Origin of the sequence: Paeniglutamicibacter quisquiliarum, assembly GCF_019084045.1 — a bacterium.
Lineage (GTDB): Bacteria > Actinomycetota > Actinomycetes > Actinomycetales > Micrococcaceae > Paeniglutamicibacter > Paeniglutamicibacter quisquiliarum.
The window spans coordinates 404,111-424,785 of record NZ_JAHRED010000002.1; the positions used below are offsets into that span (position 1 = coordinate 404,111).

Sequence of the window (20,675 nt, forward strand, 5' to 3'; positions counted from 1 at the left end):
ACGCTCACAGGTACTGCCCCGTCTCGTCGGCCCCCGGGGCCTGCAGCGTCTTCCCGCGCCCGTTCTTGTCCGCCACGATGGTGCGGATGAAGGTGATGCGCTCGCCCTTGCGCCCGGAGATCCGCGCCCAGTCGTCCGGGTTGGTGGTGTTGGGCATGTCCTCGTGCTCGTGGAATTCCTCCACCACCGCCGCCAGCAGGTGCTCCATGCGCAACCCGCGCTCCTGGCCGGTGAGCAGCGCCTTGATGGCCGACTTCTTGGCCCGGTCCACCACGTTGCGGATCACCGCGCCGGAGGCAAAGTCCTTGAAGTAGAGGATCTCGGTCTCGGTGTTGGCGTAGGTGACCTCGAGGAACTGGTTCTGCTCCCCGGTGGAGTACATGGCATCGACCGTCGCCTGGATCATGGCGCGCACGCAGGCCGCGGGGTCGTTGCCGTGCTCGGCCAGGTCGTCCGGGTGCAGCGGCAAGTCCGCGGTGAGGTACTTGGCGAAGATCTCCGCCGCGCCCTGGGCGTCGGGGCGGCGGATCTTGATCTTCACGTCCAGGCGTCCCGGGCGCAGGATCGCCGGGTCGATCATGTCCTCGCGGTTGGAGGCGCCGATGACGATGACGTTGTCCAGCCGTTCCACCCCGTCGATCTCGGCCAGCAATTGCGGGACGATGGTGGTCTCCACGTCGGAGGACACCCCGGTGCCGCGGGTGCGGAAGAGCGAGTCCATCTCGTCGAAGAACACCACCACGGGGTTGCCGCCGGCGGCCTTTTCCCGGGCCCGGGAGAAGATCAGCCGGATGTGGCGCTCGGTCTCCCCGACGTACTTGTCCAAAAGCTCGGGGCCCTTGATGTTCAGGAAGTAGCTCTTGGCGGTGCCGGTGTCGCCGTTGCGCTCGTTGGTGCGCTCGGAGAGCGAGTGCGCGACGGCCTTGGCGATCAGCGTCTTGCCGCAGCCCGGGGGGCCGTAGAGCAGGATGCCCTTGGGGGCGGTGAGCCCGTGCTCGCGGTAGAGGTCCGGGTGCAGGAAGGGCAGCTCGACGGCGTCGCGGATGGCCTCGATCTGGTCGGACAGCCCGCCGATGTCCGCGTAGGAGATGTCCGGGACCTCTTCGAGGACCAGCGACTGCATGTCGGAGAGGTGCACCTTTTCCAGGGCCAGGCCGGTGCGGGCGTCAAGGGTCAGCACGTCGCCCACGCGCACCACGTCCTTGGCCAGCGGGTGGGCCAGGCGGATGACGCGCTGGTCATCGGCCCGTCCCATGGCCACCACCCGGTGGTCCCCGAGGACCTCCTTGACGGTGACAAGTTCCCCGGACTGCTCGTAGCCCAGGCCGGCGACGATGACCAGGGATTCGTTGAGCAGCACGTCCTGGCCGATCGCCAGCTTCTCGAAGTCAAGCAGCGGGGAGATGCCCACCCGCAGCTTGCGGCCGCCCTGGACGATGTCGGCGGACTGCACCCCGGTCGAGGAGATCGCGGTGCCCGCGGCGGGATGGCTGCGCGGGTGCAGCTCGACGATGGTGCCGTGGCTGAAGGGGGTGTCCCCGTCCTTCTCCAGCCCCGACTTCAGGGCCAGGATCTCCTCGCGGGTGCGCTCGAGCATGGCGACCAGGCGGGAGTTGTTGGCCCCCGCGGAGGCGAGCTGCCTGTCGAGCAGGCGGTTCTTGTCCCGCACCACGTTCAACTGCCGTTCGGCGGCCGCGATCTGGCCCTCCAGCCGTGTGCGGTCAGTTTCGTCGCCCATGTTCCACCCGTTTCACAAATATTCCGAGAACGCGTGTGCCGGGGTGAACCGGCACACGCCACTGCTGTTCCCATCCTATGCACGGGCGCCGCCCAAAGGCGGAAATGTGACCGCCGCCTCCCCCGCGGCGGGCGGGCTATGCCCCGGGGGCCTGGGGGCCGGATTCGGCGTCGGTGCCGGTTTCGGCCGCCTCGGGCAGCGAGCCGCGCTGGGTCATCGACTTGGCGTCCTTCGCGGCGCGGCGCAGCTTGCGGGCCGAGACGCCGCGCTCCCCCAGCGCCTCGTGGTGCCAGGCCTCGGGCTCATCCGAGCGGGTCCAGGTCGCCAGGTCCTCGGCGGAGTAGGTGTGTTCCTTCACGCGCTTGGCGCCGGGGATGCCCACGGCGCCGTCGGCCAGCCGGCGGCAGGTGATCAGGAAGGCGGTGTGCGCGACCATGCGGTGGTCCGGGCGCACCGCCAGGCCCTCGACGTGCCAGCCGCGGACCATGGTCTCGAAGGATTCGGGCTCGGTGTACAGCCCGGTGGCGCGGATCGCCTCGACGGTGCGCGACATCTGCGTCACGGTGGCCACGTAGTTGACCCACACCCCGCCGGGGGCCAGCACGGTGGAGACCGCGTCGACGCATTCCCAGGGCGAGAGCATGTCAAGGACCACGCGGTCCACGGAGCCGGGCTCCTCGGTTTCCAGCACCTTTTCCTGGAAGTCGCCGATGGAGATCTGCCAGGCCGGGTGCGGGCCGCCGAAGACGGTGTCCACGTTGCCGCGGGCGATCTCGGCGAATTCCTCGCGGCGCTCGAAGGAGTGCAGGTAGCCGCCGTCCCCCACGGCGCGCAGCAGCGACATCGACAGGGCGCCGGAGCCGACGCCGGCCTCCACGACGCGGGCGCCGGGATAGATGTCGCCCATCTGGATGATCTGGGCGGCGTCCTTGGGGTAGACCACGGTGGCGCCGCGCGGCATCGAGAGCACGAAGTCCTTCAGCAGCGGGCGCAGCGCCTGGTAGCGGACCTCGGCGGTGTTCTCGACGACCGAGCCCTCGGCCAGGCCGATCAGGTCGTCGTGGAAGAGCACGCCCTTGTGCGTGTGGAACTCCCCGCCCGGGGTCAGCGTGATGGTGTTGATCCGGCGCTTCTGGTCGGTGAGCTGGACCCGGTCTCCGGGGCGGAAGGGGCCGCGGCGGCTGGTGGCCCCGTGGGGGGTGGCTGGCATGTCGCTCATACTCGGTTCTGTGTCCTTAGGTCCTGTGCTGGTGGTGAAGTTCGGTGGTGTTCCCGCTGGCCGGGGCCGTGCGGGATGCCGCGCTAGTGCGGCTTGCCGGTGATGGCGGAGACGATGCGCGCCTGGGACAGCAGCCCGATGACCCGGTGGGAGTCGTCGATGACCGCGTATTCGCTGCCGTGCAGCGTGGCCAGGTAGCCGATCAGGGCGCGGCCGTCGGCGTTCGCGTCGACCACGGCACCGGGGTCAAGGGCGCGGGCGGCGGAGAGCGCGGGGGTTTCGGCGAGCACCGCGGGGTCGATGCCGTGCAGCGTCGCCTCGTCGATCACGGCGACGGGGTTGCCCGCCGTGTCGATGAGGATGACCCGTCCGCCGCGGCTGGCCAGCCGGCCGGTGACCTCCGCGAGGGTGGAGTCCTGGCGGATGGCGGTGGCGGGCTCCATCAGCGCGCGCACGGAGACCAGCGGCAGGCGCAGGCGCAGCTTGGCGTGCGCGATGCCCTGGGAGGCCCCGACCCACATGAACCCGCCGACCAGGATCGCCACGACGAGGACCTGGAAATTGAGGGGTTCGTTGCGGGTCAGCGGGACGATGACGAACCAGCCCACGACCAGCACCACCAGCACCCGCCCGGCCCAGCCGGCGGCAATGGTGCCGCGGTCCTGCGAGCCGGTGTAGCGCCAGACGGCCGATTCGACCAGGCGCCCGCCGTCCAGCGGAAGGCCGGGAAGCACGTTGAAGATCGCGACCAGCAGGTTCGCCCAGATGAGGATGTCCCAGAGCAGGAACACCACGCCGGCCGGCTGCACGAGCAGCAGCAGCAGGTACCCGGCGCCGGCGATCACGAAGTTGGCGGCCGGGCCGGCCATGGCCACGGCCAGCGAGCGGCCCGGGGTGGCGTTGAAGGAGGAGAACTGGGTGTGCCCGCCCCAGAGGTTCAGCGTGATCCGGGCCCCGGGCCAGCCGAAGGACTTTGCCGTCAGGGCGTGCGCGAGTTCGTGGATGAGCACCGAGAAGGCCAGCAGCACCGCGTAGGTGAAGGCGACCAGGTAGGCTCCGGCCCCCAGGTCCGGCCGGGAGCGGGCCACGGTGGGCCCGAAGACCATCACGATGAGCCCGGTGATGACGAACCAGGACCAGGCCAGGGACACGGGGACCCCGAAGACGGAACCCAGCGGAATCCCGTCGCGCTTGGTGGCCGGTTCGCTCATGCGCGCACCCCGGTGGACGCCAGGGCGTCGAGGGCGTTGATGTCCAGGTCCAGCAGCGAGTCGGCGCGGTGCCAGGCGGCGGAGTCGGGCACCGGGGCGATGTGCTCGACGAGCAGCGCGGTGATGCCGCTGGCCGCCGCCGAGGCGATGCCCGGGGCCGAATCCTCGATCCCGATGACGCGGGAGGGCTCCAGGTCGGGCACGTGCCCGCCGAGCAGTTCCAGGCCCAGCAGGTACGGGTCGGGGTGCGGCTTGCCGTGGGCGACCATATCCCCGGTGACGCGGAAGGCGAAATAGTCCTTGGGCAGCGCCTCGAGCACGGCGGCCGCCAGCGGCTCCTCGGACATGGTCACGAGTCCGCAGGGGATGGACGCGGCGCGCAGCGCCTCCAGCAGTTCCAGCGCACCGGGGCGCCAGTCGACGTGGCGCCGGACCCCGGCCAGGACCTCGCCGGTGAGCCGGTCGATGATCTCGCGCTCGGGCAGCCGGACCCCGGCGCGCTGGAGCGCGGCGGCGGCGTCGGGCAATGCGTTGCCGACCAGCGACAGGGCCTGGGCGTGGCTCCACTTGCCGCCGAATTCGGCCACGAGCCGCCCCTCGGCGGCCATCCAGTGGGGTTCGGTGTCAAGCAGGGTTCCGTCCATGTCCCACAGCACGCCCTGGATCCCGGTGTTCCGGGGGCGCGCGGGCATGGGGTCGCAATTCTGGGTTGGCATGTCCCAATTCTAGTCGGTGCGCACTTGCCCCGGCGACCGGTGCGCGCGCTAGGGTGAGGATGTGAGCGAAGATATGAATGATCCAGTGACACTTTCCTCCCTGGTGGCCGCATCCACGACTCCCGGGCCCGTGCGCCCGGCGATCATGGTGGTGGCCTTCGAGGGCTGGAACGACGCCGGGGACGCCGCCAGCTCGGCCCTCAAGGACATCAAGGCCGCCACCGGCGCCGTGAGGGTCGCGGGCATCGGCGACGACGACTACTACGACTACCAGTTCTCCCGCCCGCAGGTGCGCCGCAATGCCGCCGGCAAGCGGATCATCAAGTGGCCGACGACGCGGATCTACCGCGCGTCGCTGCCCGACGGGCCGGTCGATTTGTTGCTGGTGCGCGGCGTGGAGCCCACCTACCGCTGGAAGGCCTTCATCACCGAGATCCTCACCCGCGCCGAGGAGGAAAACGTGCAGGGCGTGATGGCGCTCGGTTCGCTGCTGGCCGATGTGCCGCACACCCGGCCGATCCAGGCAGCGGTCTCCTCCGACGACGCGGCGGTGCGCGAGGCCCTGGGCGCGCTGCCCGCCACCTACGAGGGACCCACCGGGATCCTGGGGGTGCTGGCCCAGTTCTCCGAGGCCGCGGGCCTGCCCACGCTCTCGATCTGGGCGGCGGTGCCCCACTACGTGGCCCAGGCCCCCTCCCCCAAGGCGCAGCTGGCACTGCTGCACCGGGTGGAGGAGCTGCTGCCGCTGGCCCTGGACCTGCACGAGCTCGGCGAGGACGCCCTGGCGTGGGAGCGCGGGGTCGATGCGCTGGCCACCGGGGACGCCGACATCGCCGCCTACGTGCAGCAGCTGGAGCAGGCGCAGGACGAGACCGAGCTGCCGGAGGCCACCGGCGAGGCGATCGCCCGGGAGTTCGAGCGCTACCTCAAGCGCCGGCACCGCCCGGGCGCGGCGGGGGGACAAGGCCCGGGTGCCCCGGAATCCCCGGGGCCGGGCGGCCCGGCAAACAGCCCGGATTCGCCCGACGGCCCGGATGGGCCGCGGCCCGGCGACTAGCGGCCGCCCACGCAAACGCGTCCCCCGTCCCCTGCCCCGCGAGGGGTCCGGGGACGGGGGACGCGTCTTGGGGCGTGGCCCGGTGTCCGGTTGCGGCTAGGAGAGCTTGAGGCCCAGCAGCGCGTCAAGCGCGTCGGCGAGCAGCTGCCCGCCGGCTTCCAGCGATCCGTCGTCCTCCGCCGCTTCCTGCGCGGAGAAGGCATCGAGCACCGCCAGGGCCGCCGGGGCGTCCAGGTCGTTGGCCAGCTTGGAGCGGATGCGGGTGACGACCGCGGTGGCCTCGGCCAGGGTGGCGGAGCCGATGCGCCGGCGCCAGCGGGCCACGCGCACCTGCGCCTGGGCGAGCAGCTCGTCGGTCCAGAACCAGTCGCTGCGGTAGTGCTGGCCCAGCAGCACCGTGCGGATCGCCACCGGCTCCACCCCGGCGGCGCGGAGCTTGGAAACCAGCACCAGGTTGCCCAGGGACTTGCTCATCTTCTCCCCGTGCAGGCCGACCATGCCGGTGTGCACGTAGGCTTCGGCCAGCGCCTTGCCGTCAAGGGCCGCGGCGTGTCCGGCGGAGAATTCGTGGTGCGGGAAGATCAGGTCCGATCCGCCGCCCTGCACGGTGAAGGGGGCGGGCAGGAAGCGGCGGGCGATGACCGAACACTCGATGTGCCAGCCCGGGCGCCCGGAGCCCAGCGTCGCGCCGTCCCATTCCGGTTCCCCGGCGCGGGCCACGCGCCACAGCAGCGGGTCAAGGGCGTCGCGCTTGCCCGGGCGCGCCGGGTCTCCCCCGCGCTCGGCGAAGAAGCCGAGCATGGTTTCGCGGTCATATCCGCTCACGGTGCCCAGTTCCCAAGCCTCGGATGCCGCGGCGGCGGCGTCGAAGTAGATGTCCCCGTCGGGTTCCCCGTTCTCCCCCGGGACGGCGTAGGCCAGGTCCTTGGCGACGAGCTCCTCGACGAGCGGGACCAGCCAGGTGATGGATTCCACGGCGCCGATGTAGTGCTCCGGCGGGATGACGTTCAGTGCCTCCATGTCGGCGCGGAACAGGTCGGTCTGCTCCTTGGCCAGCACCTGCCAGTCCACCCCGGTGGCGGCGGCGCGCTCCAGCAGCGGGTCGTCGATGTCGGTGACGTTCTGCACGTAGGTGACCTTTCGGCCGGCGTCGCGCCAGGTGCGCTGCAGCAGGTCGAAGGCGACGTAGGTGGCGGCGTGCCCCATGTGGGTGGCGTCGTAGGGGGTGATGCCGCAGACGTAGATGCTCGCCGGCGCGTTGGACGCTTCGGCCGGGGCGGTGTCCTTCAGCCGTCCGGCGGAGGTGTCGTGCACCTGGAGGATCGGTGCGTTTCCCGGGACATGCGGGACGGTGGGCGCGGACCATGCAAGCACGGGGCGTCCTTTCTCTTAGGTGATTGCCCGAACGTGGCCGGGCGCAGTGCAGTTACTTGGAACAAGTCCAAAGGACCCCGCGGTTATTCCGCATTGGGGGATCCGGTTTTGCTAGGCGTTGATCACACCGAAGCCCAGCAGCAGGTACAGGGCCAGGCCAAGGGCCACGCGGTACCAGACAAAGATGCGGTAGCTGTGCGAGGAAACGTACTTCAGGAACCAGCCGACGATCACGAAGCCGACGACGAAGGCGATGAGCGTGGCCAGGCCGGTCTGCGGCAGCGAGTACACGCCGGGCTCGTCAAAGGACTTGGCCAGCTTGTACAGCCCGGAGGCGAAGACCGCGGGGATGGCCAGCAGGAACGAGTAGCGGGCCGCCGCTCCGCGGGTGTAGCCCATGAACAGCCCGGCGGTGATGGTGCCGCCGGAGCGCGAGACCCCGGGAATCAGGGCGAGGGCCTGGGCGAGGCCGAAGAGGATGCCGTGCCTGGTGGTCAGCGAGGTCAGCTCGCGTTCCTGGTTGCCGTAGTAGTCGGCAACCGCCAGGATCAGGCCGAAGACCACCAGGGTGGTCGCCACGATCCACAGCGAGCGGAACGAGGTGTCGATCTGCTCCTCGAAGAGCAGTCCCAGCACCGCGATGGGGATGGAACCGACGATGATCAGCCAGCCCATCCTGGCGTCGGGGTCGCTGTGCGGCACCCGGCCGCGCAGCGCGTTGAACCAGGCGCCGATGATCCGCACGATGTCCTTCCAGAAGAACACCAGCACCGCGCTCTCGGTGCCCAGCTGCGTGATCGCGGTGAACGCGGCGCCGGGGTCGGCCGCGTTGGGCAACAACTCCCCGACGATGCGCAGGTGGGCGCTGGAAGAGATGGGGAGAAATTCTGTCAAACCCTGGATGAGCCCCAGGAATGCCGCTTCAAACCAATTCACGTACCGACACTACTTCACCAAGGCGCGGCAACGCCCATTGGCACTCCACGCGGAGCCGAACTTAATACCGTGGTCGCAGCCGCGCGGACGGCTCCGGCGGGTCGGCCGCGCCGGTGCTCCCCGGGGGCCGGTTTGCCCGCCTACCGGGTGCGGGGTTCGACCTGGTCGTCCCCGTCGTACGGATCGTCGTCGTCGCTTTCCTCCACCACGCTCAGGGGCAGGAATTCCTCGTAGGCCTCGTAGAGTGCGTCCTCGTACTCCTCAAATGCGTCGGCAACGGCCAGGAACGCCGAGCTGATCGAGGCGTCCTGGGCGCCGCGTTTTGCGGCAACCGCCGAAAGGTGTTCTTCGAGGCAGCTGGTCAATACACTGAGGGCAACACGCGGGTCTGTACTCATGTGTTCGACGTTACAGGCACAAGCCACACTATGGACAGGGTCATGATTGAAAAGAAAATCCCCGTAGCACGCCCCGGTGACCAGATGCCCGGGGACCCCGGGCACCTCTTCGAATACCTGGTCATCACCGCCCGCCCGGGCGAGCACCGCTCGGTCGCCCGCGCCGCGCTGCGTGAGCATTCCGAGTACGGAAAATGGGAATTGGTGCGCACCTGCCTCTACGAGGGCGGCGGCCAGAAGCACTGGATGCGCAGGCGCGTCATGCGGGTCAAGCCGACCATGAACCTCAGCGCCTGAGCCCCGCCACGCCCGCGGCGGCTACGCGCTGGGCGGGCCCAAAAGCCATGAGGCCACAGTGGAGTGGGCCGATTCGGCGTCCGAGGGGTGGTACAGGCTGGCCAGCGCGTCGCGGTAGAGGCGCTCGAGCTCCGAGCCGCGGAAGTACTGCCCGCCGCCGGAGACCTTGGCGGCGATGTCGATACAGGACCGGGCCGCGTCCCCGGCCGCGGTGCGCAGCGTGACCAGCCGCGGGAACCAGGATGCCCCGTGGTCAACCAACTCGTCGAGGTCCCGGGTGGTCATCCGCAGCATCGAATCGAGCCTCAGGACCTCCATCCCCGCATTGGCCACCTGCCACCGGATGTCCGGGTCCTGGTCGTAGGTGCGCCCCCCGAACTTCAGCGAGCTGCGCCTGGCGGGGTTCGCCGCGGCCAGCTCCATGCCGCGCTCGGCCAGCCCCACGTAGACGGAGGCCGTCAGCGAGAGGAACGAGGCGAAGATGCCGAAGACGAGCGGATCGGGCACCGGCCCGACGGGCAGCCTGGTATGGATGTGCTCGGCCGGCACGCGGGCGTCGGTGAGAACGGTGGAGTTCGACTGGGTGGCGCGCATGCCCAGGGTGTTCCAGTTCTGCGGGATCTCGATGCCGGGCGCGTCGCGGTGCAGGAAGCCGTGGACCAGCTGCCCGTCGGCGGTGCTATCGTCCTTGCCGAAGACCCCGAGCCGGGTCCACACCGGGGCCAGCGAGGTGAAGACCTTGGTGCCGGTGAAGGCGTAGGAGCCGTCGGCGGCGGGCACCGCGCGGGTCACCGAGTCAAAAAGGACCTCGTCGTTGCCGGCCTCCGACACGCCGAAGGCCATGACCTCCCCCGCCTGCACCCAATCCAGCACCATCTCCAGGCGGTCGTCCCCGCGGGCGGCCAGCAAAGTGGCGACCCCGGTCCACACCAGGTGCATGTTCACCGCCAGCGCCGTGGCCGGGGCGTGGGCTCCGAGCAGGCGCTGGGCGGCCGTCATGCTTTCCATCCCCCAGCCCAGGCCGCCGCGCGACTCCGGCAGCATCGCGCGCAGGTAGCCGGCCTCCGTGAGTTCGGCAAAGTCCTCGGCGCAGAAGGTGTTCTCGGCGTCGTAGTGCGGCGCCCGGCCCCGGAACCGCTCGAGCATTTCGGGTACGAGGACCTCGTTGATGGTTTTCATGCGTGTGGACTTCACTTTCGGCTGGGGTGGAGGTCGGCGCTTTCCGGGCGGCGGGCCCGGGGAGCCGTCAGTAGGTGGTCAGCAGGTCGCGCAGCACGCGGGTGCCGAACTTCAGCGAATCGACGGGGACGCGCTCGTCGACGCCGTGGAACATGCCGGTGAAGTCCAGTTCGGCCGGCAGGCGCAGCGGCGCAAATCCGTAGCCGGTGATGCCCAGCCGGGACAGTGCCTTGTTGTCGGTGCCGCCGGAGAGCATGTAGGGCAGCACCACCGCCTCCGGGTCCTCACGATTCAGCGCGGCGACCATGGAATCGACCAGGTTCCCGGCAAAGGGAACCTCCAGCGCGCGGTCCAGGTGCAGCGCGGACAGCTCCACATCCGCCCCGGCCAGGGCGCGCAGCGTTTCCATGACCTGCTCGTGTTGTCCCGGCAGCGTGCGGACATCCAGCAGCGCCTCGGCGGCCCCGGGGATCACGTTGTGCTTGTAGCCGGCGGAGAGCACCGTGGGGTTGGCGGTGTTCTGCAAGGTGGCGCCGACGAAGCGGGCGACGTTGCCCAGCTCCGCCAGCAGCACCTGCGGGTTGTCGTCGGTGAACGCGATGCCGGTCATCTCCGAGACACCCTGAAGGAAGGCGCGCGTGGTGTCGGTGTAGGAGATCGGCCAGTCGTGTTCGCCGATGCGGGTGATGGCCGCGGCCAGCCGGGTCACCGCGTTCTCCTCGTTGATCTGCGAACCGTGCCCGGCGCGCCCGGCGGCGGTGAGCTTGAGCCAGGCGATGCCCTTCTCCGCGGTCTGCAGCAGGTAGGCGCGCCTGCCGTCGATGGTGGCGGAGAACCCGCCGACCTCGCTGATGGCCTCGGTGGCGCCCTCGAAGAGCTCGGGGTGGTTCTCCACCATCCAGCGTGCCCCGTAGTCGCCCCCTGCCTCCTCGTCGGCAAAGAAGGCGAAGACCAGGTCGCGGCGCGGCCGGGTGCCGGTGCGCCGCATCTCGCGCATGACGGCCAGGATCATCGCGTCCATGTCCTTCATGTCCACCGCGCCGCGGCCCCAAATCATCCCGTCCTTGATCTCCGCGCCGAAGGGATCCACCGACCACTCGTCCTTGAACGCCGGCACCACGTCCAGGTGGCCGTGCACGATCAGGGCAGGCAGGGACTTGTCGGTGCCCTCGATCCGGGTGACGACGTTGGCGCGGCCCTGGGCGGATTCCAGCACCTTTGCCTCGAGCCCGACCTCGGCGATCAATTCGGCCACGTATTCGGCGGCCTTGCGCTCCCCCGAGCCTTCGTTGTTGCCGTAGTTGGTGGTGTCGATCCGGATCAGCGCCTGGCAGATGCCGGCGACCTCATCCTCGGCGACAACGGTGGCCGGGGCGTTCTGCGCAGCTGACATGGGGGAATCCTTCTGTCTCTCGGGGTGGGAGGTCGAACTGCCTCCACCCTATCGAGGTATGCGTTCACCGCGCGAGGGGTATCACGGCGCGGGTCGCGGGGCGGGCTCCCCCGGACACGAGAAAACCCCCGACCTGACTTTCGTCTGGTCGGGGGTTGATCCGTGCGAAGGAGGGGACTTGAACCCCCACCCACTTACGTGGACTAGCACCTCAAGCTAGCGCGTCTACCATTCCGCCACCCTCGCTGGTGGCCGCTGCACCGGAGCAGTTCGTGAAGAACTTTGTTTCCGTTGTCCGCGGCGAGATAAGACTCTAGCACGGGTTTGGGGCGCACTTCAATTCGGGGTCTCCCGCGCCCAAAAACCCCGGGTTTACAAGGCTATTTGCGCTCAAATCGGCGGAAAACCCCGCCCTGCCCGGGAATTTGTGAGCAGGGTCATATCCGCGTGCCGCCAAAACGGGTTTTCCCGCGTTCCGGGCAACACGACGCCGGGCCCGCGGCGTTGCATAGGATGGTCGTGTTCCCTCGCCCGATGACAGATCGGACGGCACACGGGAACCCAGATTCCACATTCTCGTTTGTAGGCGGCCGAGTACCGATGTCAGATTCCAGCACCCTTCCCACGCGCATCGCGATGATTTCCCTGCACACCTCCCCGCTGGATCAGCCGGGAGCCGGGGACGCGGGCGGGATGAACGTCTACATCCGCCACCTGGCGCTCGCCTTGGCCGAGCGTGGCGTGTGCGTCGATGTTTTCGTCCGGGCCGCCGGCGACACCAGGGCAGTGGAAATGGCCCCGGGGGTCACCTGCCACGAGGTGCGCTCCGGCCCCGCCGGCAAGCTGGGCAAGGAGGAGTTGGCCGACCACCTGGACGAGGTGGCCCTGGCGATCCGGCGATATGCGGCAGGCCTTGCCCCCTATGACGCGATCCACTCGCACTACTGGCTTTCCGGGATCGTGGGGCTGCACCTGCGTGCCGCGTGGCAGGTTCCGCTGGTGCACACCATGCACACCATGGGAAAGGTCAAGAAACTCTCCGCGCACACCGAGGAATCCGGTGCCCGCATCCGCGGCGAAATGCTCCTGGCCAAACAGGCCGACCGGCTCACGGCCAACACCCCCGCCGAGGTCGAGGAACTGGTCCACCTCTACGGCGCCGACGCGGCGGCACTGGACGTCGTTGAGCCCGGCGTGGACCTCGGCGTCTTCAGCCCCGGGGTGTGCGCGAAACGCGAAGGCGTACCAAATTCGCTGCGCGTGGTCTTCGCCGGGCGCATCCAGAAGCTCAAGGGCCCGCAGATCCTGGTGCGGGCGCTGGCGATCCTCGCCCGGGAACGGCCCGAGCTCGATGTGAAGCTCTCGGTCATTGGTGCGCGTTCGGGGTCCAAGGAGCTGAACCTGCAAAAACTTGTCGAGGAAGAGTCGGTGGAGCACCTGGTGCGGTTCTCGCTGCCAATGCCCGCCGCGCACCTGGCCAGGGCCTTCCGCCTTGCCGACGTGGTGGCGGTCCCCTCCTACAGCGAGTCCTTCGGGTTGGTGGCCCTCGAGGCACAGGCCTGCGGAACCCCGGTGCTGGCCAGCCGCGTCGGCGGGCTGCCCTATGCGGTGCAGGACGGGCAAACCGGCATCCTGGTCGACGGTTCCGAGCCAGCCGCCTGGGCCGTGGCCCTGGCGAAGCTCGCGGCCGACGAGCCGCTGCGCCGCATCCTGGGTCGGCAGGCGGCCGAATTCGCCGCGGGGCACGGGTGGGAACAAACCGCCGTGGCTGCCTTGTCCTCCTATGCCGGCGCGATCCTGCGCAAGACCACGCGCGGGGCGGGCGCCTCCCACGCCGGATAGCGAGTCAGGTGCCGCGGGCCGGAATTGCGGCGCCCCGCGGACCCAAGAGGCCTGCGGGGCACCGTCCGCGGGCCGGAGGCACCGGCGTGCGTGCGCGTTCCCTAAAGCGCGGTGATCGAGCCGCTGAAGTGCGGCTTGCCGCTGCGCGCCCCCCACCCGCTGAAGGTGGTGCGGCCCGCGCCGACGTCGAACGCCACGTCCACGGTGGAGGGCAGGAACACCGGGGTGGCGAACTCGATCTCCCAGTCGTAGCCGGTGCCGTGCGGCGCGGCCGCGGCCAGCGCGCGCCCGGCCAGGTACATGCCGTGCGCAATCGCCCGCTTCATGCCCAGCGCCCTGGCCGAGGCGGCCGAGAGGTGGATCGGGTTGTAGTCACCCAGCACCGCCGCATAGGCGCGCCCGGTGTCGGCCGCCAGCTTCCACGAGGCGGTGCGCCCCGGGGCGGCGAAGGCCGCATGCGGTTCGGCCGGTGCGCCCGGCCCGGCGCCGGGCCAGACCCCGCGGGCCAGGTAGGTGGAAACCCCGCGCCAGACCACCTCGGAGCCCTCGCCAACCTCGACCACCAGGTCGAGCTGGGTGCCGGCGCGGTGCCCGCGCAGGTTCTCGGCGTGTGCGGTGGCCGAGAGCGTGGCTGCCGGCGAGATCGGCCGGACGTGGGTGGCCTTGTTGGCCAGGTGCACCATGCCCAGCAGCGGCAGCGGGAAGTCCTCGCGCACCATCACCGACATGGCCAGCGGGAACACCATCCCGTGCACGAACACGCTGGGCAGCTCATCGCGCACGGTGTCGCCCATCATCCGCTGGTAGTCAACCAGCTTTCCGGGATCGACCCGCAGTCCGTCCAGGTGGTGTTCGACCTGCGGCAGCGCTCCGCCGGCGGGTTTGGCACCCGGAAAGAGGGCGGTAAGCCGCGCGCCGGCGGCCCTGGCATAGAGCGTGGCCAGCGAGGGGGCGGCGGCGAGCACCACCCTGGTGCGCGCGCTCATGCCCCCACCAGCGACTGCCCGCACACCCGCAGGGTGCGCCCGTTGATGCCCGCTGCCGCGTCGGAGGCCAGGAAGCCGATGGCCTCCGCGACGTCGACCGGCAGCCCGCCCTGCATCAGCGAGGGCATCAGCATCCGAGCCACGGCCCGCGTTGCCACCGGGATCTTGGCGGTCATGTCGGTCTCGATGAAACCGGGTGCCACCGCGTTGATGCCCCCGCCCTTGGCCGCGAAGGCAGCAGCGGAGGCCCGCACCATGCCGATGACCCCGCCCTTGGAGGCCGCGTAGTTGGTCTGTCCGCGGTTCCCGGCGATGCCGGAGGTCGAGGCCAGCGACACGATGCGCAGCCCCGGCAGGTCCGCGGCGAGGAATGCCTCGTTCATGGCCAGCTGCGAGGAGATGTTCACCGCGATGACCGAGTCCCAGCGGGCCGCATCCATGTTGGCCAGCAGCTTGTCGCGGGTGATCCCGGCGTTGTGGATGACGATGTCCAGGTGCCCGTGGCGCGCCAGGGCGTGCTCGATGATCTTTTCGCCGGCGTCCGGGCGGGTGATGTCAAGTTGCAGGGCGGTGCCGGCGACCTGGTTGGCGACCTTCGCCAGCGCGTCCCCGGCCGCCGGGACATCGACCACCACCACGGTGGCGCCGTCGCGGTGCAGCGTGGCGGCGATGGAGGCCCCGATGCCGCGGGCGGCGCCGGTGACCACGGCGACCTTTCCGGCCAGCGGCCGGCCGAAGTCCTCCGGCAGCTTTCCCTCGGCCGAGTCGACGGCAAGGAACTGCCCGCTGACGTAGGCGCTGCGGCCCGAGAGCAGGAAGTGCAGTGCGGCAAGCGCGGAGGGGGCGGTGGCGGGAACGCCCTCGGCGAGCACGATGCCGTTGGCGGTGGCCCCGCCGCGCAGTTCGCGGCCGACCGAGCGCAGCGCACCGTCGATGCCCTGGCGCACGGCGGCAACCGCGGGGGCGTCGGCGGGCAAGGCCGGGCGGCTGATGCCCACCACGCGTCCGCCCGGCGCCAGCTGGCGCAGCGCCGCCCCCGCCGCGAGCATCGGCGCGGACAGTTCGCCCGGGTCGGCAAGCTCGTCGAGCAGCAGCACGATCCCGCCGAGCCTTGCCACCCCGACGGCGTGCCGGCGCACGTCAAGCCCCCAGGCCAGCAGCGTGTCGGCGAGTTCCTGCGCGCCGGAGGAATCCCCCAGCAGCAACAGCGGTCCGGGGACCAGCGGCGCGCCGGGTGTGTGGCGGCGCAGGATCGAGGGGCGCGGCAGGCCCAGGGACTTGGCCAGGTTCTTGGTGAAGCCGGAGTTCACGAGCTCCAGGTACTTGTCGGCCATGATCAGCGTGCCTCCAGGATCGCCACGACGCCCTGCCCGCCGGCGGCGCACACCGAGATCAGGCCGCGGCCCGAACCCTTTTCGTGGAGCATCTTCGCCAGGGTGGCCACGATGCGTCCGCCGGTGGCGGCGAAGGGGTGGCCGGCGGCCAGCGAGGAGCCGTTGACGTTGAGCTTGCTGCGGTCGATGGACCCCAGCGGGGCGTCCAGGCCCAGCTTGTTTTTGCAGAAGTCCTCGCTTTCCCAGGCTGCCAGCGTGGAGAGCACGGTGCCGGCGAAGGCCTCGTGGATCTCGTAGAAGTCGAAGTCCTGCAGCGTGAGGTTGTTGCGCTCCAGGATCCGGGCCACCGCGTAGGCCGGGGCCATCAGCAGACCCTCGGCACCGTGCACGAAGTCCACGGCGGCGGCCTCGAAGTCCACGAAGTTGGCCAGCATCGGCAGGTCGTTTTCGCGGGCGTACTCCTCGGAGCCCAGCAGCACCGCGGAGGCGCCGTCGGTCAGCGGGGTGGAGTTGCCCGCCGTCATGGTGGCATCGGCCCCCAGGTTCCTGCCGAAGGCGGGCTTCAGGGTGGCGAGCTTCTCCAGCGTGGAGTCGGCGCGCAGGTTCGTGTCCCTTGAGACCCCGGCAAACGGGGTGATGAGGTCGTCGAAGAAGTTCCGCTCGTAGGCCGCCGCCAGGTTCTTGTGGCTGGCCAGGGCGAGCTCGTCCTGGGCCTCGCGGCTCACGTTCCAGGCCTTGGTGGTGATCGCCTGGTGGTCGCCCATCGACAGGCCGGTCCGCGGCTCGCCGGTGCCCGGGGCGTGGGGGGCGAGGTCGCGGGGGCGGAACTTGGACAGCGCCTTGAGCTTGGCGCTGGTGGAACGGGCGCGGGACAGGTCCATGAGCACCGCCCGCAGGCCCTCGGAAACGGCGATCGGGGCATCCGAGGTGGTGTCAACGCCGCCGCCGATGGCCGAGTCGATCTGGCCCAGCTTGATCTTGTTGGCCAGCGACCCGATGGCCTCCATGCCGGTGGCACAGGCCATCTGCACGTCGTAGGCGGGGGTCTGCGCGGACAGCGAGGTCCCCAGCACGGATTCACGCACCAGGTTGAAGTCCTTGGAGTGCTTGAGCACGGCGCCTGCGGCGACGGCTCCCAGGCGCTGGCCCTGCAGGCCGAAGCGGGCGATGAGCCCGTCAAGGGCTGCGGTGAGCATGTCCTGGTTGCTGGCCTTGGAGTAGGCGCCGTTGGATCGGGCAAAGGGGATGCGGTTTCCGCCGATGACGACGGCCGGACGGATGGCTTGCAATGGTTCGGACATGCTGTGGTGCTCCCGGGGCAGATGTGAGGTGGATTACTGATACCCAGCGTACCTGATACGCTGGGTATCGTGAACAACCCCCAACCCATGGACACGGCGGATGCGCAGTCCGAGACAGCCGGCGACGGCCGCTCGGCGCGCTGGGACACCCATCGCGCCGCCCGCCGCCTCGAATTGATCAAGCTTGCACGGCACACCATCCACCGGCAGGGCCCCGGCGCCTCCATGGAGGACATTGCCGCGCGGGCCAACACCTCCAAGTCGGTGTTCTACCGGTACTTCGGCGACAAGGAGGGCCTGCGCCAAGCCCTGGGAGCCTATGTCATCACGAATTTCCGCGCCCAGGTGATCGCCGCCGCCCGCCAGAGCACCGGCGAGGGCGAAGCGCTGCACGCCATGGTGCTCGCCTACCTGCAGATGGCCTCCACCTCGCCGAACATCTACTTCTTTGTCACCGCCAACCCGGTCACCGACCTGCTCACCGACCCGGCGGCCGAACCTGACCCAAACAGCGGCAGCGGCGCGCTGAACGGCTTCTTCGACGAGCTCACCTCCATGATGCGCACCCGAATGCACTCCTATATGGGCATCCCGGAGGGGCAACACGCCTCGGCAGCCCTGGAGCTGTGGCCGCGCGCCTCCATCGGCATGGTCCGCGCCGCCGGCGAACTCTGGCTGCGCGCCCCCGACACGCCCGAGCGCCCCGGCATCGAGGAGCTCGCCGCATCCATCACCTCGTGGCTCACCCGCGGCGTCGCCCCACAGGTCGACCGCGGGTTTGCCCCGGCACCACCAGCGTCACCCCACAACCAGGCAAGCCCCACCGAAAGGCAGACACGCCCGTGACAACCGAACAAATTTCCCCCCAGGCCACCGATACCGCCGTTGACGTGGCGGCCCTTGGCGAGCAGCTGCTGGGCCGCTGGGCGTCCATCCGCAAGGAAGCCCGCGCCCTGGCCGGCACCGAGGCCGTGCGAGGCATCCCGGGCCTGGGCATGGACGAGCACCGCGAACGCGTTTTCACCCAGCTGCACGAGCTGGTCAACGCCGGCAGCGTGCACCGCGCCTTCCCCACGCACCTGGGCGGGCAGGACAACCACGGCGGCTCCGTCGCCAGTTTCGAGGAACTGGTCACCGCCGACCCGTCGCTGCAGATCAAGGCGGGGGTCCAGTGGGGCCTGTTCGGCTGCGCGGTGCTGCACCTGGGCACCGAGGAGCACCACAACAAATGGCTGCCGGGCATCATGAGCCTGGAGATCCCCGGCGCGTTTGCGATGACGGAGATCGGCCACGGCTCCGACGTCGCCTCGATCGGCACCACCGCCACCTACGACCCCGACGCGCAGGAATTCGTTGTCAACACGCCGTTCAAGGCCGCCTGGAAGGAATTCCTGGGCAATGCCGGGGTCCACGGCAAGGCCGCGGTGGTCTTCGCGCAGCTCATCACCAATGGCGTGAACCACGGCGTGCACGCCTTCTACATGGACATCCGGGACGAGAACGGCTTCCTGCCCGGAATCGGCGGGCAGGACGACGGGCTCAAGGGCGGGCTGAACGGCATCGACAACGGCCGGCTGCACTTCACCAACGTGCGCATCCCGCGCACCAACCTGCTCAACCGCTACGGGGACGTCACGGCCGACGGGACCTATTCCTCGCCCATCCACTCCCCGGGCCGCCGCTTCTTCACCATGCTCGGCACCCTGGTACAGGGCCGGGTCTCGCTGGACGGGGCGGCCACCGCCGCCTCGAAGATCGCGCTGCAGATCGCGGTGACCTACGGCAACCAGCGCCGCCAGTTCAACGCCTCCTCGGACGTGCAGGAGGAAACGATCATGGACTACCAGCGCCACCAGCGCCGGCTGATCCCGCGCCTGGCCCGCACCTATGCCGCGTCTTTCGCGCACGAGGAATTGCTGGAGAAGTTCGACGGCGTGTTCTCCGGGGCCACCGACACCGATGCGGACCGCCAGGACCTGGAGACCCTGGCCGCGGCCCTGAAGCCGCTGAGCACCTGGGACGCGCTTGACACCCTGCAGGAGGCCCGCGAGGCCTGCGGCGGCGCCGGGTTCATCGCGGCAAACCGCTTCGCCGCGCTGCGTGCCGACCTGGACATCTACGTCACCTTCGAGGGCGACAACAACGTGTTGCTGCAGCTGGTGGGCAAACGCCTGCTCACCGACTACGGCCAGGAGTTCCGCCAGCTCAACGCCGGGGTGCTCGCCCGCTACGTCGTCAAGCAGGCCGAGAACGTGGCGCTGCACCGCACCGGGCTGCGCTCGGTCGGCCAGGCCTTCGCCGACACCGGGGACGAGCGCAAGAGCGCGAACTTCTTCAAGGACGAGGCCAACCAGCGCGCCCTGCTCACCGACCGGATCGGTTCCATGGTCGGGGAGATCGCCGATTCGCTGCGCGGGGTCGACACCAAGGACCGTGCCGCCGCGGCGGCCGCCTTCAACGTGAACCAGGACGCGCTGATTTCCGCCGCCCGCGCCCACGGCGAGCTGCTGCGCTGGGAGGCCTTCACCGCCGCATTGGGCAACACCGCCGATGCCGGAACCCGCACGGTGCTGACCTGGCTGCGCGACGTGTACGCCCTGTCCCTGATCGAGGAGAACCTCGGCTGGTACCTGATGAACGGGCGGCTGTCGATGCAGCGCGCACGCACCCTCACCGGCTACATCAACATCCTGCTCGCCCGCCTGCGCCCCCACGCCCAGGACCTGGTCGACGCCTTCGGCTACGGGCCCGAGCACCTGCGCGCGGACATCGCCGACGGGTCGGAACAGGAGCGCCAGGACGAAGCCGCGGAATACCACCGCCGGCTACGTGCCAGCGCCGACGCGCCCATCGACGAGAAGGTGCTGATCGCCCGCGAAAAGGCCGCCAAGAAGGCGGCGCACCAGGCGGCGAAAAACAGGTAGCCGGCCGGGCACCCTTTCGGGGAGGGCGGCGCGGGCCAAGCGGCAGGCAACTGCACGCGGGCCCGCCCCGCCCTCCCCGTCCATGTTGGGTGGCGCCTAGCAGCGCGCCCGTTGGACGAAGGTCGCGGCGCCCGGACCCGTGAGCTCACCCTCGCCCACGGGACGGCCCGAGACCGCCAGCAGCAGCGTGATCGCAGGGCCGCGAACCTCGTTCCCGGCACCATGTTCGAATGCAGCATCGGTGGCAACCAACGTGAACCCCGCGGCCAGCTCCTTCCCGCCGCCCATCTTCACGCTCGTGCGCACCTGGTGGGCCAACGCCGTGGAGACCTGGGCGGCCGGGTAGTCACCCTGCATGCCCAGCGGACGACGAATGTCCTCCCCGTGCACGAAGGCCTCGACCAGCCGCGTGGCAGGGGCGGCCGGCGGGGTGCTGGTGCGCGTGAGCACGTCGCGGAACCCGGCCAGGGTTTCCGCGGGGTCCTGGCGACGCTGCGCGGTGACGCCGGCGGCGTTGTCCTTGTCGAAATCGAATCCGGCAAGGACCAGGCGGCGCATGAAGCCCAACCTCGTGGTCTTGGCGGTGTCCGTCAGATGGGCCAGCACGTCATGGACATCCCAGCCGGGGCACAGCGACGGTGTCTTCCATTGGCCTGGTTCCAGGCCTTCGAGGTCCTTGAGCAACGCCAGCCTTTCGGCGTGCACCACGGGCCAGACATCAAAGTTGCGCCGAGGGGTCATGGAACCACCCAAGCAGCGGCGCAGCGTGT

At 69.9% G+C, this 20,675-nt stretch carries 18 protein-coding genes and 1 tRNA gene; 5 read left to right on the plus strand and 14 right to left on the minus strand.

The window, feature by feature from the left end; genetic code table 11:
- Window positions 1-4: 4 nt before the first annotated feature.
- The 4 genes from arc to KRR55_RS05435 form a co-directional block, all read right to left on the minus strand.
- A complete protein-coding gene (gene arc, locus KRR55_RS05420; RefSeq protein ID WP_217388025.1) occupies window positions 5-1,738 on the minus strand; it encodes a proteasome ATPase in 1,734 nt (577 codons plus the stop codon).
- A 136-nt stretch (window positions 1,739-1,874) separates the two neighbouring features.
- Entirely contained in the window at window positions 1,875-2,957 is a 1,083-nt protein-coding gene (locus KRR55_RS05425) for a tRNA (adenine-N1)-methyltransferase (protein WP_217388026.1), read from the minus strand.
- Window positions 2,958-3,040: 83 nt separating this feature from the next.
- Window positions 3,041-4,168 (minus strand): site-2 protease family protein, encoded by a 1,128-nt coding sequence (locus tag KRR55_RS05430; protein ID WP_217388027.1) that lies wholly within the window; start codon window positions 4,166-4,168, stop codon window positions 3,041-3,043.
- Complete coding sequence (locus KRR55_RS05435; RefSeq protein ID WP_217388028.1) at window positions 4,165-4,884, minus strand: HAD family hydrolase; 720 nt, start codon at window positions 4,882-4,884, stop codon at window positions 4,165-4,167. Before KRR55_RS05435 ends, KRR55_RS05430 begins: the two co-directional genes overlap by 4 nt.
- A gap of 73 nt (window positions 4,885-4,957) precedes the next feature.
- Here KRR55_RS05435 and KRR55_RS05440 point away from each other — a divergent pair, with 73 nt between their 5' ends.
- Window positions 4,958-5,941 (plus strand): PAC2 family protein, encoded by a 984-nt coding sequence (locus tag KRR55_RS05440; protein ID WP_217388290.1) that lies wholly within the window; start codon window positions 4,958-4,960, stop codon window positions 5,939-5,941.
- A gap of 96 nt (window positions 5,942-6,037) precedes the next feature.
- Here the strand turns inward: KRR55_RS05440 and mshC are convergent, their stop codons facing one another.
- From mshC to KRR55_RS05455, 3 genes are all read right to left on the minus strand, one after another.
- Entirely contained in the window at window positions 6,038-7,315 is a 1,278-nt protein-coding gene (gene mshC, locus KRR55_RS05445; RefSeq protein WP_217388029.1) for a cysteine--1-D-myo-inosityl 2-amino-2-deoxy-alpha-D-glucopyranoside ligase, read from the minus strand.
- 111 nt (window positions 7,316-7,426) lie between these two features.
- A complete protein-coding gene (locus tag KRR55_RS05450; protein ID WP_217388030.1) occupies window positions 7,427-8,251 on the minus strand; it encodes an undecaprenyl-diphosphate phosphatase in 825 nt (274 codons plus the stop codon).
- Between the two features lie 140 nt (window positions 8,252-8,391).
- Window positions 8,392-8,649, minus strand: coding sequence for a hypothetical protein (locus KRR55_RS05455; protein WP_217388031.1), 258 nt, complete (start codon window positions 8,647-8,649; stop codon window positions 8,392-8,394).
- 84 nt (window positions 8,650-8,733) lie between these two features.
- Here KRR55_RS05455 and KRR55_RS05460 point away from each other — a divergent pair, with 84 nt between their 5' ends.
- Window positions 8,734-8,946 carry a DUF5703 family protein gene (locus KRR55_RS05460; RefSeq protein ID WP_217388291.1) on the plus strand — a complete coding sequence of 71 codons (213 nt, stop codon included), beginning with the start codon at window positions 8,734-8,736 and terminating at the stop codon, window positions 8,944-8,946.
- Window positions 8,947-8,967: 21 nt separating this feature from the next.
- Here the strand turns inward: KRR55_RS05460 and KRR55_RS05465 are convergent, their stop codons facing one another.
- The 3 genes from KRR55_RS05465 to KRR55_RS05475 all read right to left on the minus strand — a co-directional run bounded on the left by KRR55_RS05465 (window position 8,968) and on the right by KRR55_RS05475 (window position 11,764).
- Window positions 8,968-10,125 carry an acyl-CoA dehydrogenase family protein gene (locus tag KRR55_RS05465; RefSeq protein WP_217388032.1) on the minus strand — a complete coding sequence of 386 codons (1,158 nt, stop codon included), beginning with the start codon at window positions 10,123-10,125 and terminating at the stop codon, window positions 8,968-8,970.
- Window positions 10,126-10,192: 67 nt separating this feature from the next.
- A complete protein-coding gene (locus KRR55_RS05470; RefSeq protein ID WP_217388033.1) occupies window positions 10,193-11,518 on the minus strand; it encodes a M20/M25/M40 family metallo-hydrolase in 1,326 nt (441 codons plus the stop codon).
- Between the two features lie 163 nt (window positions 11,519-11,681).
- Window positions 11,682-11,764, minus strand: a tRNA-Leu gene (locus KRR55_RS05475).
- A 354-nt stretch (window positions 11,765-12,118) separates the two neighbouring features.
- Here KRR55_RS05475 and KRR55_RS05480 point away from each other — a divergent pair.
- Window positions 12,119-13,360, plus strand: coding sequence for a glycosyltransferase (locus tag KRR55_RS05480; RefSeq protein ID WP_254455853.1), 1,242 nt, complete (start codon window positions 12,119-12,121; stop codon window positions 13,358-13,360).
- Window positions 13,361-13,461: 101 nt separating this feature from the next.
- On the opposite strand, the gene KRR55_RS05485 is transcribed toward KRR55_RS05480, so the two are convergent.
- Genes KRR55_RS05485 through KRR55_RS05495 form a run of 3 tightly spaced genes read right to left on the minus strand, consistent with a single transcriptional unit; the run spans window position 13,462 to window position 16,981 of the window.
- Window positions 13,462-14,346, minus strand: a complete 885-nt coding sequence (locus tag KRR55_RS05485; RefSeq protein ID WP_217388034.1) for a MaoC family dehydratase — start codon at window positions 14,344-14,346, stop codon at window positions 13,462-13,464.
- Window positions 14,343-15,680 (minus strand): 3-oxoacyl-ACP reductase, encoded by a 1,338-nt coding sequence (locus tag KRR55_RS05490; RefSeq protein WP_217388035.1) that lies wholly within the window; start codon window positions 15,678-15,680, stop codon window positions 14,343-14,345. Before KRR55_RS05490 ends, KRR55_RS05485 begins: the two co-directional genes overlap by 4 nt.
- A 2-nt stretch (window positions 15,681-15,682) precedes the next feature.
- Complete coding sequence (locus tag KRR55_RS05495; RefSeq protein WP_217388036.1) at window positions 15,683-16,981, minus strand: acetyl-CoA C-acetyltransferase; 1,299 nt, start codon at window positions 16,979-16,981, stop codon at window positions 15,683-15,685.
- Window positions 16,982-17,050: 69 nt separating this feature from the next.
- Between KRR55_RS05495 and KRR55_RS05500 the strand changes: the two genes are divergently transcribed.
- Window positions 17,051-17,827 carry a TetR/AcrR family transcriptional regulator gene (locus KRR55_RS05500; protein WP_336245041.1) on the plus strand — a complete coding sequence of 259 codons (777 nt, stop codon included), beginning with the start codon at window positions 17,051-17,053 and terminating at the stop codon, window positions 17,825-17,827.
- Window positions 17,824-19,905, plus strand: coding sequence for an acyl-CoA dehydrogenase family protein (locus tag KRR55_RS05505; RefSeq protein ID WP_217388037.1), 2,082 nt, complete (start codon window positions 17,824-17,826; stop codon window positions 19,903-19,905). The genes KRR55_RS05500 and KRR55_RS05505 overlap by 4 nt, the downstream gene beginning before the upstream one ends.
- A 96-nt stretch (window positions 19,906-20,001) precedes the next feature.
- On the opposite strand, the gene KRR55_RS05510 is transcribed toward KRR55_RS05505, so the two are convergent.
- Window positions 20,002-20,646 carry a maleylpyruvate isomerase family mycothiol-dependent enzyme gene (locus KRR55_RS05510; RefSeq protein WP_217388038.1) on the minus strand — a complete coding sequence of 215 codons (645 nt, stop codon included), beginning with the start codon at window positions 20,644-20,646 and terminating at the stop codon, window positions 20,002-20,004.
- Window positions 20,647-20,675 lie beyond the last annotated feature (29 nt).

What these genes read in the sequence shown, in the direction of transcription:
- arc (WP_217388025.1), bottom strand. Translation starts at nt 1,738, where the DNA reads ATGGGCGACGAAACTGACCGCACACGGCTGGAGGGCCAGATCGCGGCC.
- KRR55_RS05425 (WP_217388026.1), bottom strand. Translation starts at nt 2,957, where the DNA reads ATGAGCGACATGCCAGCCACCCCCCACGGGGCCACCAGCCGCCGCGGC.
- KRR55_RS05430 (WP_217388027.1), bottom strand. Translation starts at nt 4,168, where the DNA reads ATGAGCGAACCGGCCACCAAGCGCGACGGGATTCCGCTGGGTTCCGTC.
- KRR55_RS05435 (WP_217388028.1), bottom strand. Translation starts at nt 4,884, where the DNA reads ATGCCAACCCAGAATTGCGACCCCATGCCCGCGCGCCCCCGGAACACC.
- KRR55_RS05440 (WP_217388290.1), top strand. Translation starts at nt 4,958, where the DNA reads ATGAATGATCCAGTGACACTTTCCTCCCTGGTGGCCGCATCCACGACT.
- KRR55_RS05455 (WP_217388031.1), bottom strand. Translation starts at nt 8,649, where the DNA reads ATGAGTACAGACCCGCGTGTTGCCCTCAGTGTATTGACCAGCTGCCTC.
- KRR55_RS05460 (WP_217388291.1), top strand. Translation starts at nt 8,734, where the DNA reads ATGCCCGGGGACCCCGGGCACCTCTTCGAATACCTGGTCATCACCGCC.
- KRR55_RS05465 (WP_217388032.1), bottom strand. Translation starts at nt 10,125, where the DNA reads ATGAAAACCATCAACGAGGTCCTCGTACCCGAAATGCTCGAGCGGTTC.
- KRR55_RS05470 (WP_217388033.1), bottom strand. Translation starts at nt 11,518, where the DNA reads ATGTCAGCTGCGCAGAACGCCCCGGCCACCGTTGTCGCCGAGGATGAG.
- KRR55_RS05480 (WP_254455853.1), top strand. Translation starts at nt 12,119, where the DNA reads ATGTCAGATTCCAGCACCCTTCCCACGCGCATCGCGATGATTTCCCTG.
- KRR55_RS05485 (WP_217388034.1), bottom strand. Translation starts at nt 14,346, where the DNA reads ATGAGCGCGCGCACCAGGGTGGTGCTCGCCGCCGCCCCCTCGCTGGCC.
- KRR55_RS05490 (WP_217388035.1), bottom strand. Translation starts at nt 15,680, where the DNA reads ATGGCCGACAAGTACCTGGAGCTCGTGAACTCCGGCTTCACCAAGAAC.
- KRR55_RS05495 (WP_217388036.1), bottom strand. Translation starts at nt 16,981, where the DNA reads ATGTCCGAACCATTGCAAGCCATCCGTCCGGCCGTCGTCATCGGCGGA.
- KRR55_RS05510 (WP_217388038.1), bottom strand. Translation starts at nt 20,646, where the DNA reads ATGACCCCTCGGCGCAACTTTGATGTCTGGCCCGTGGTGCACGCCGAA.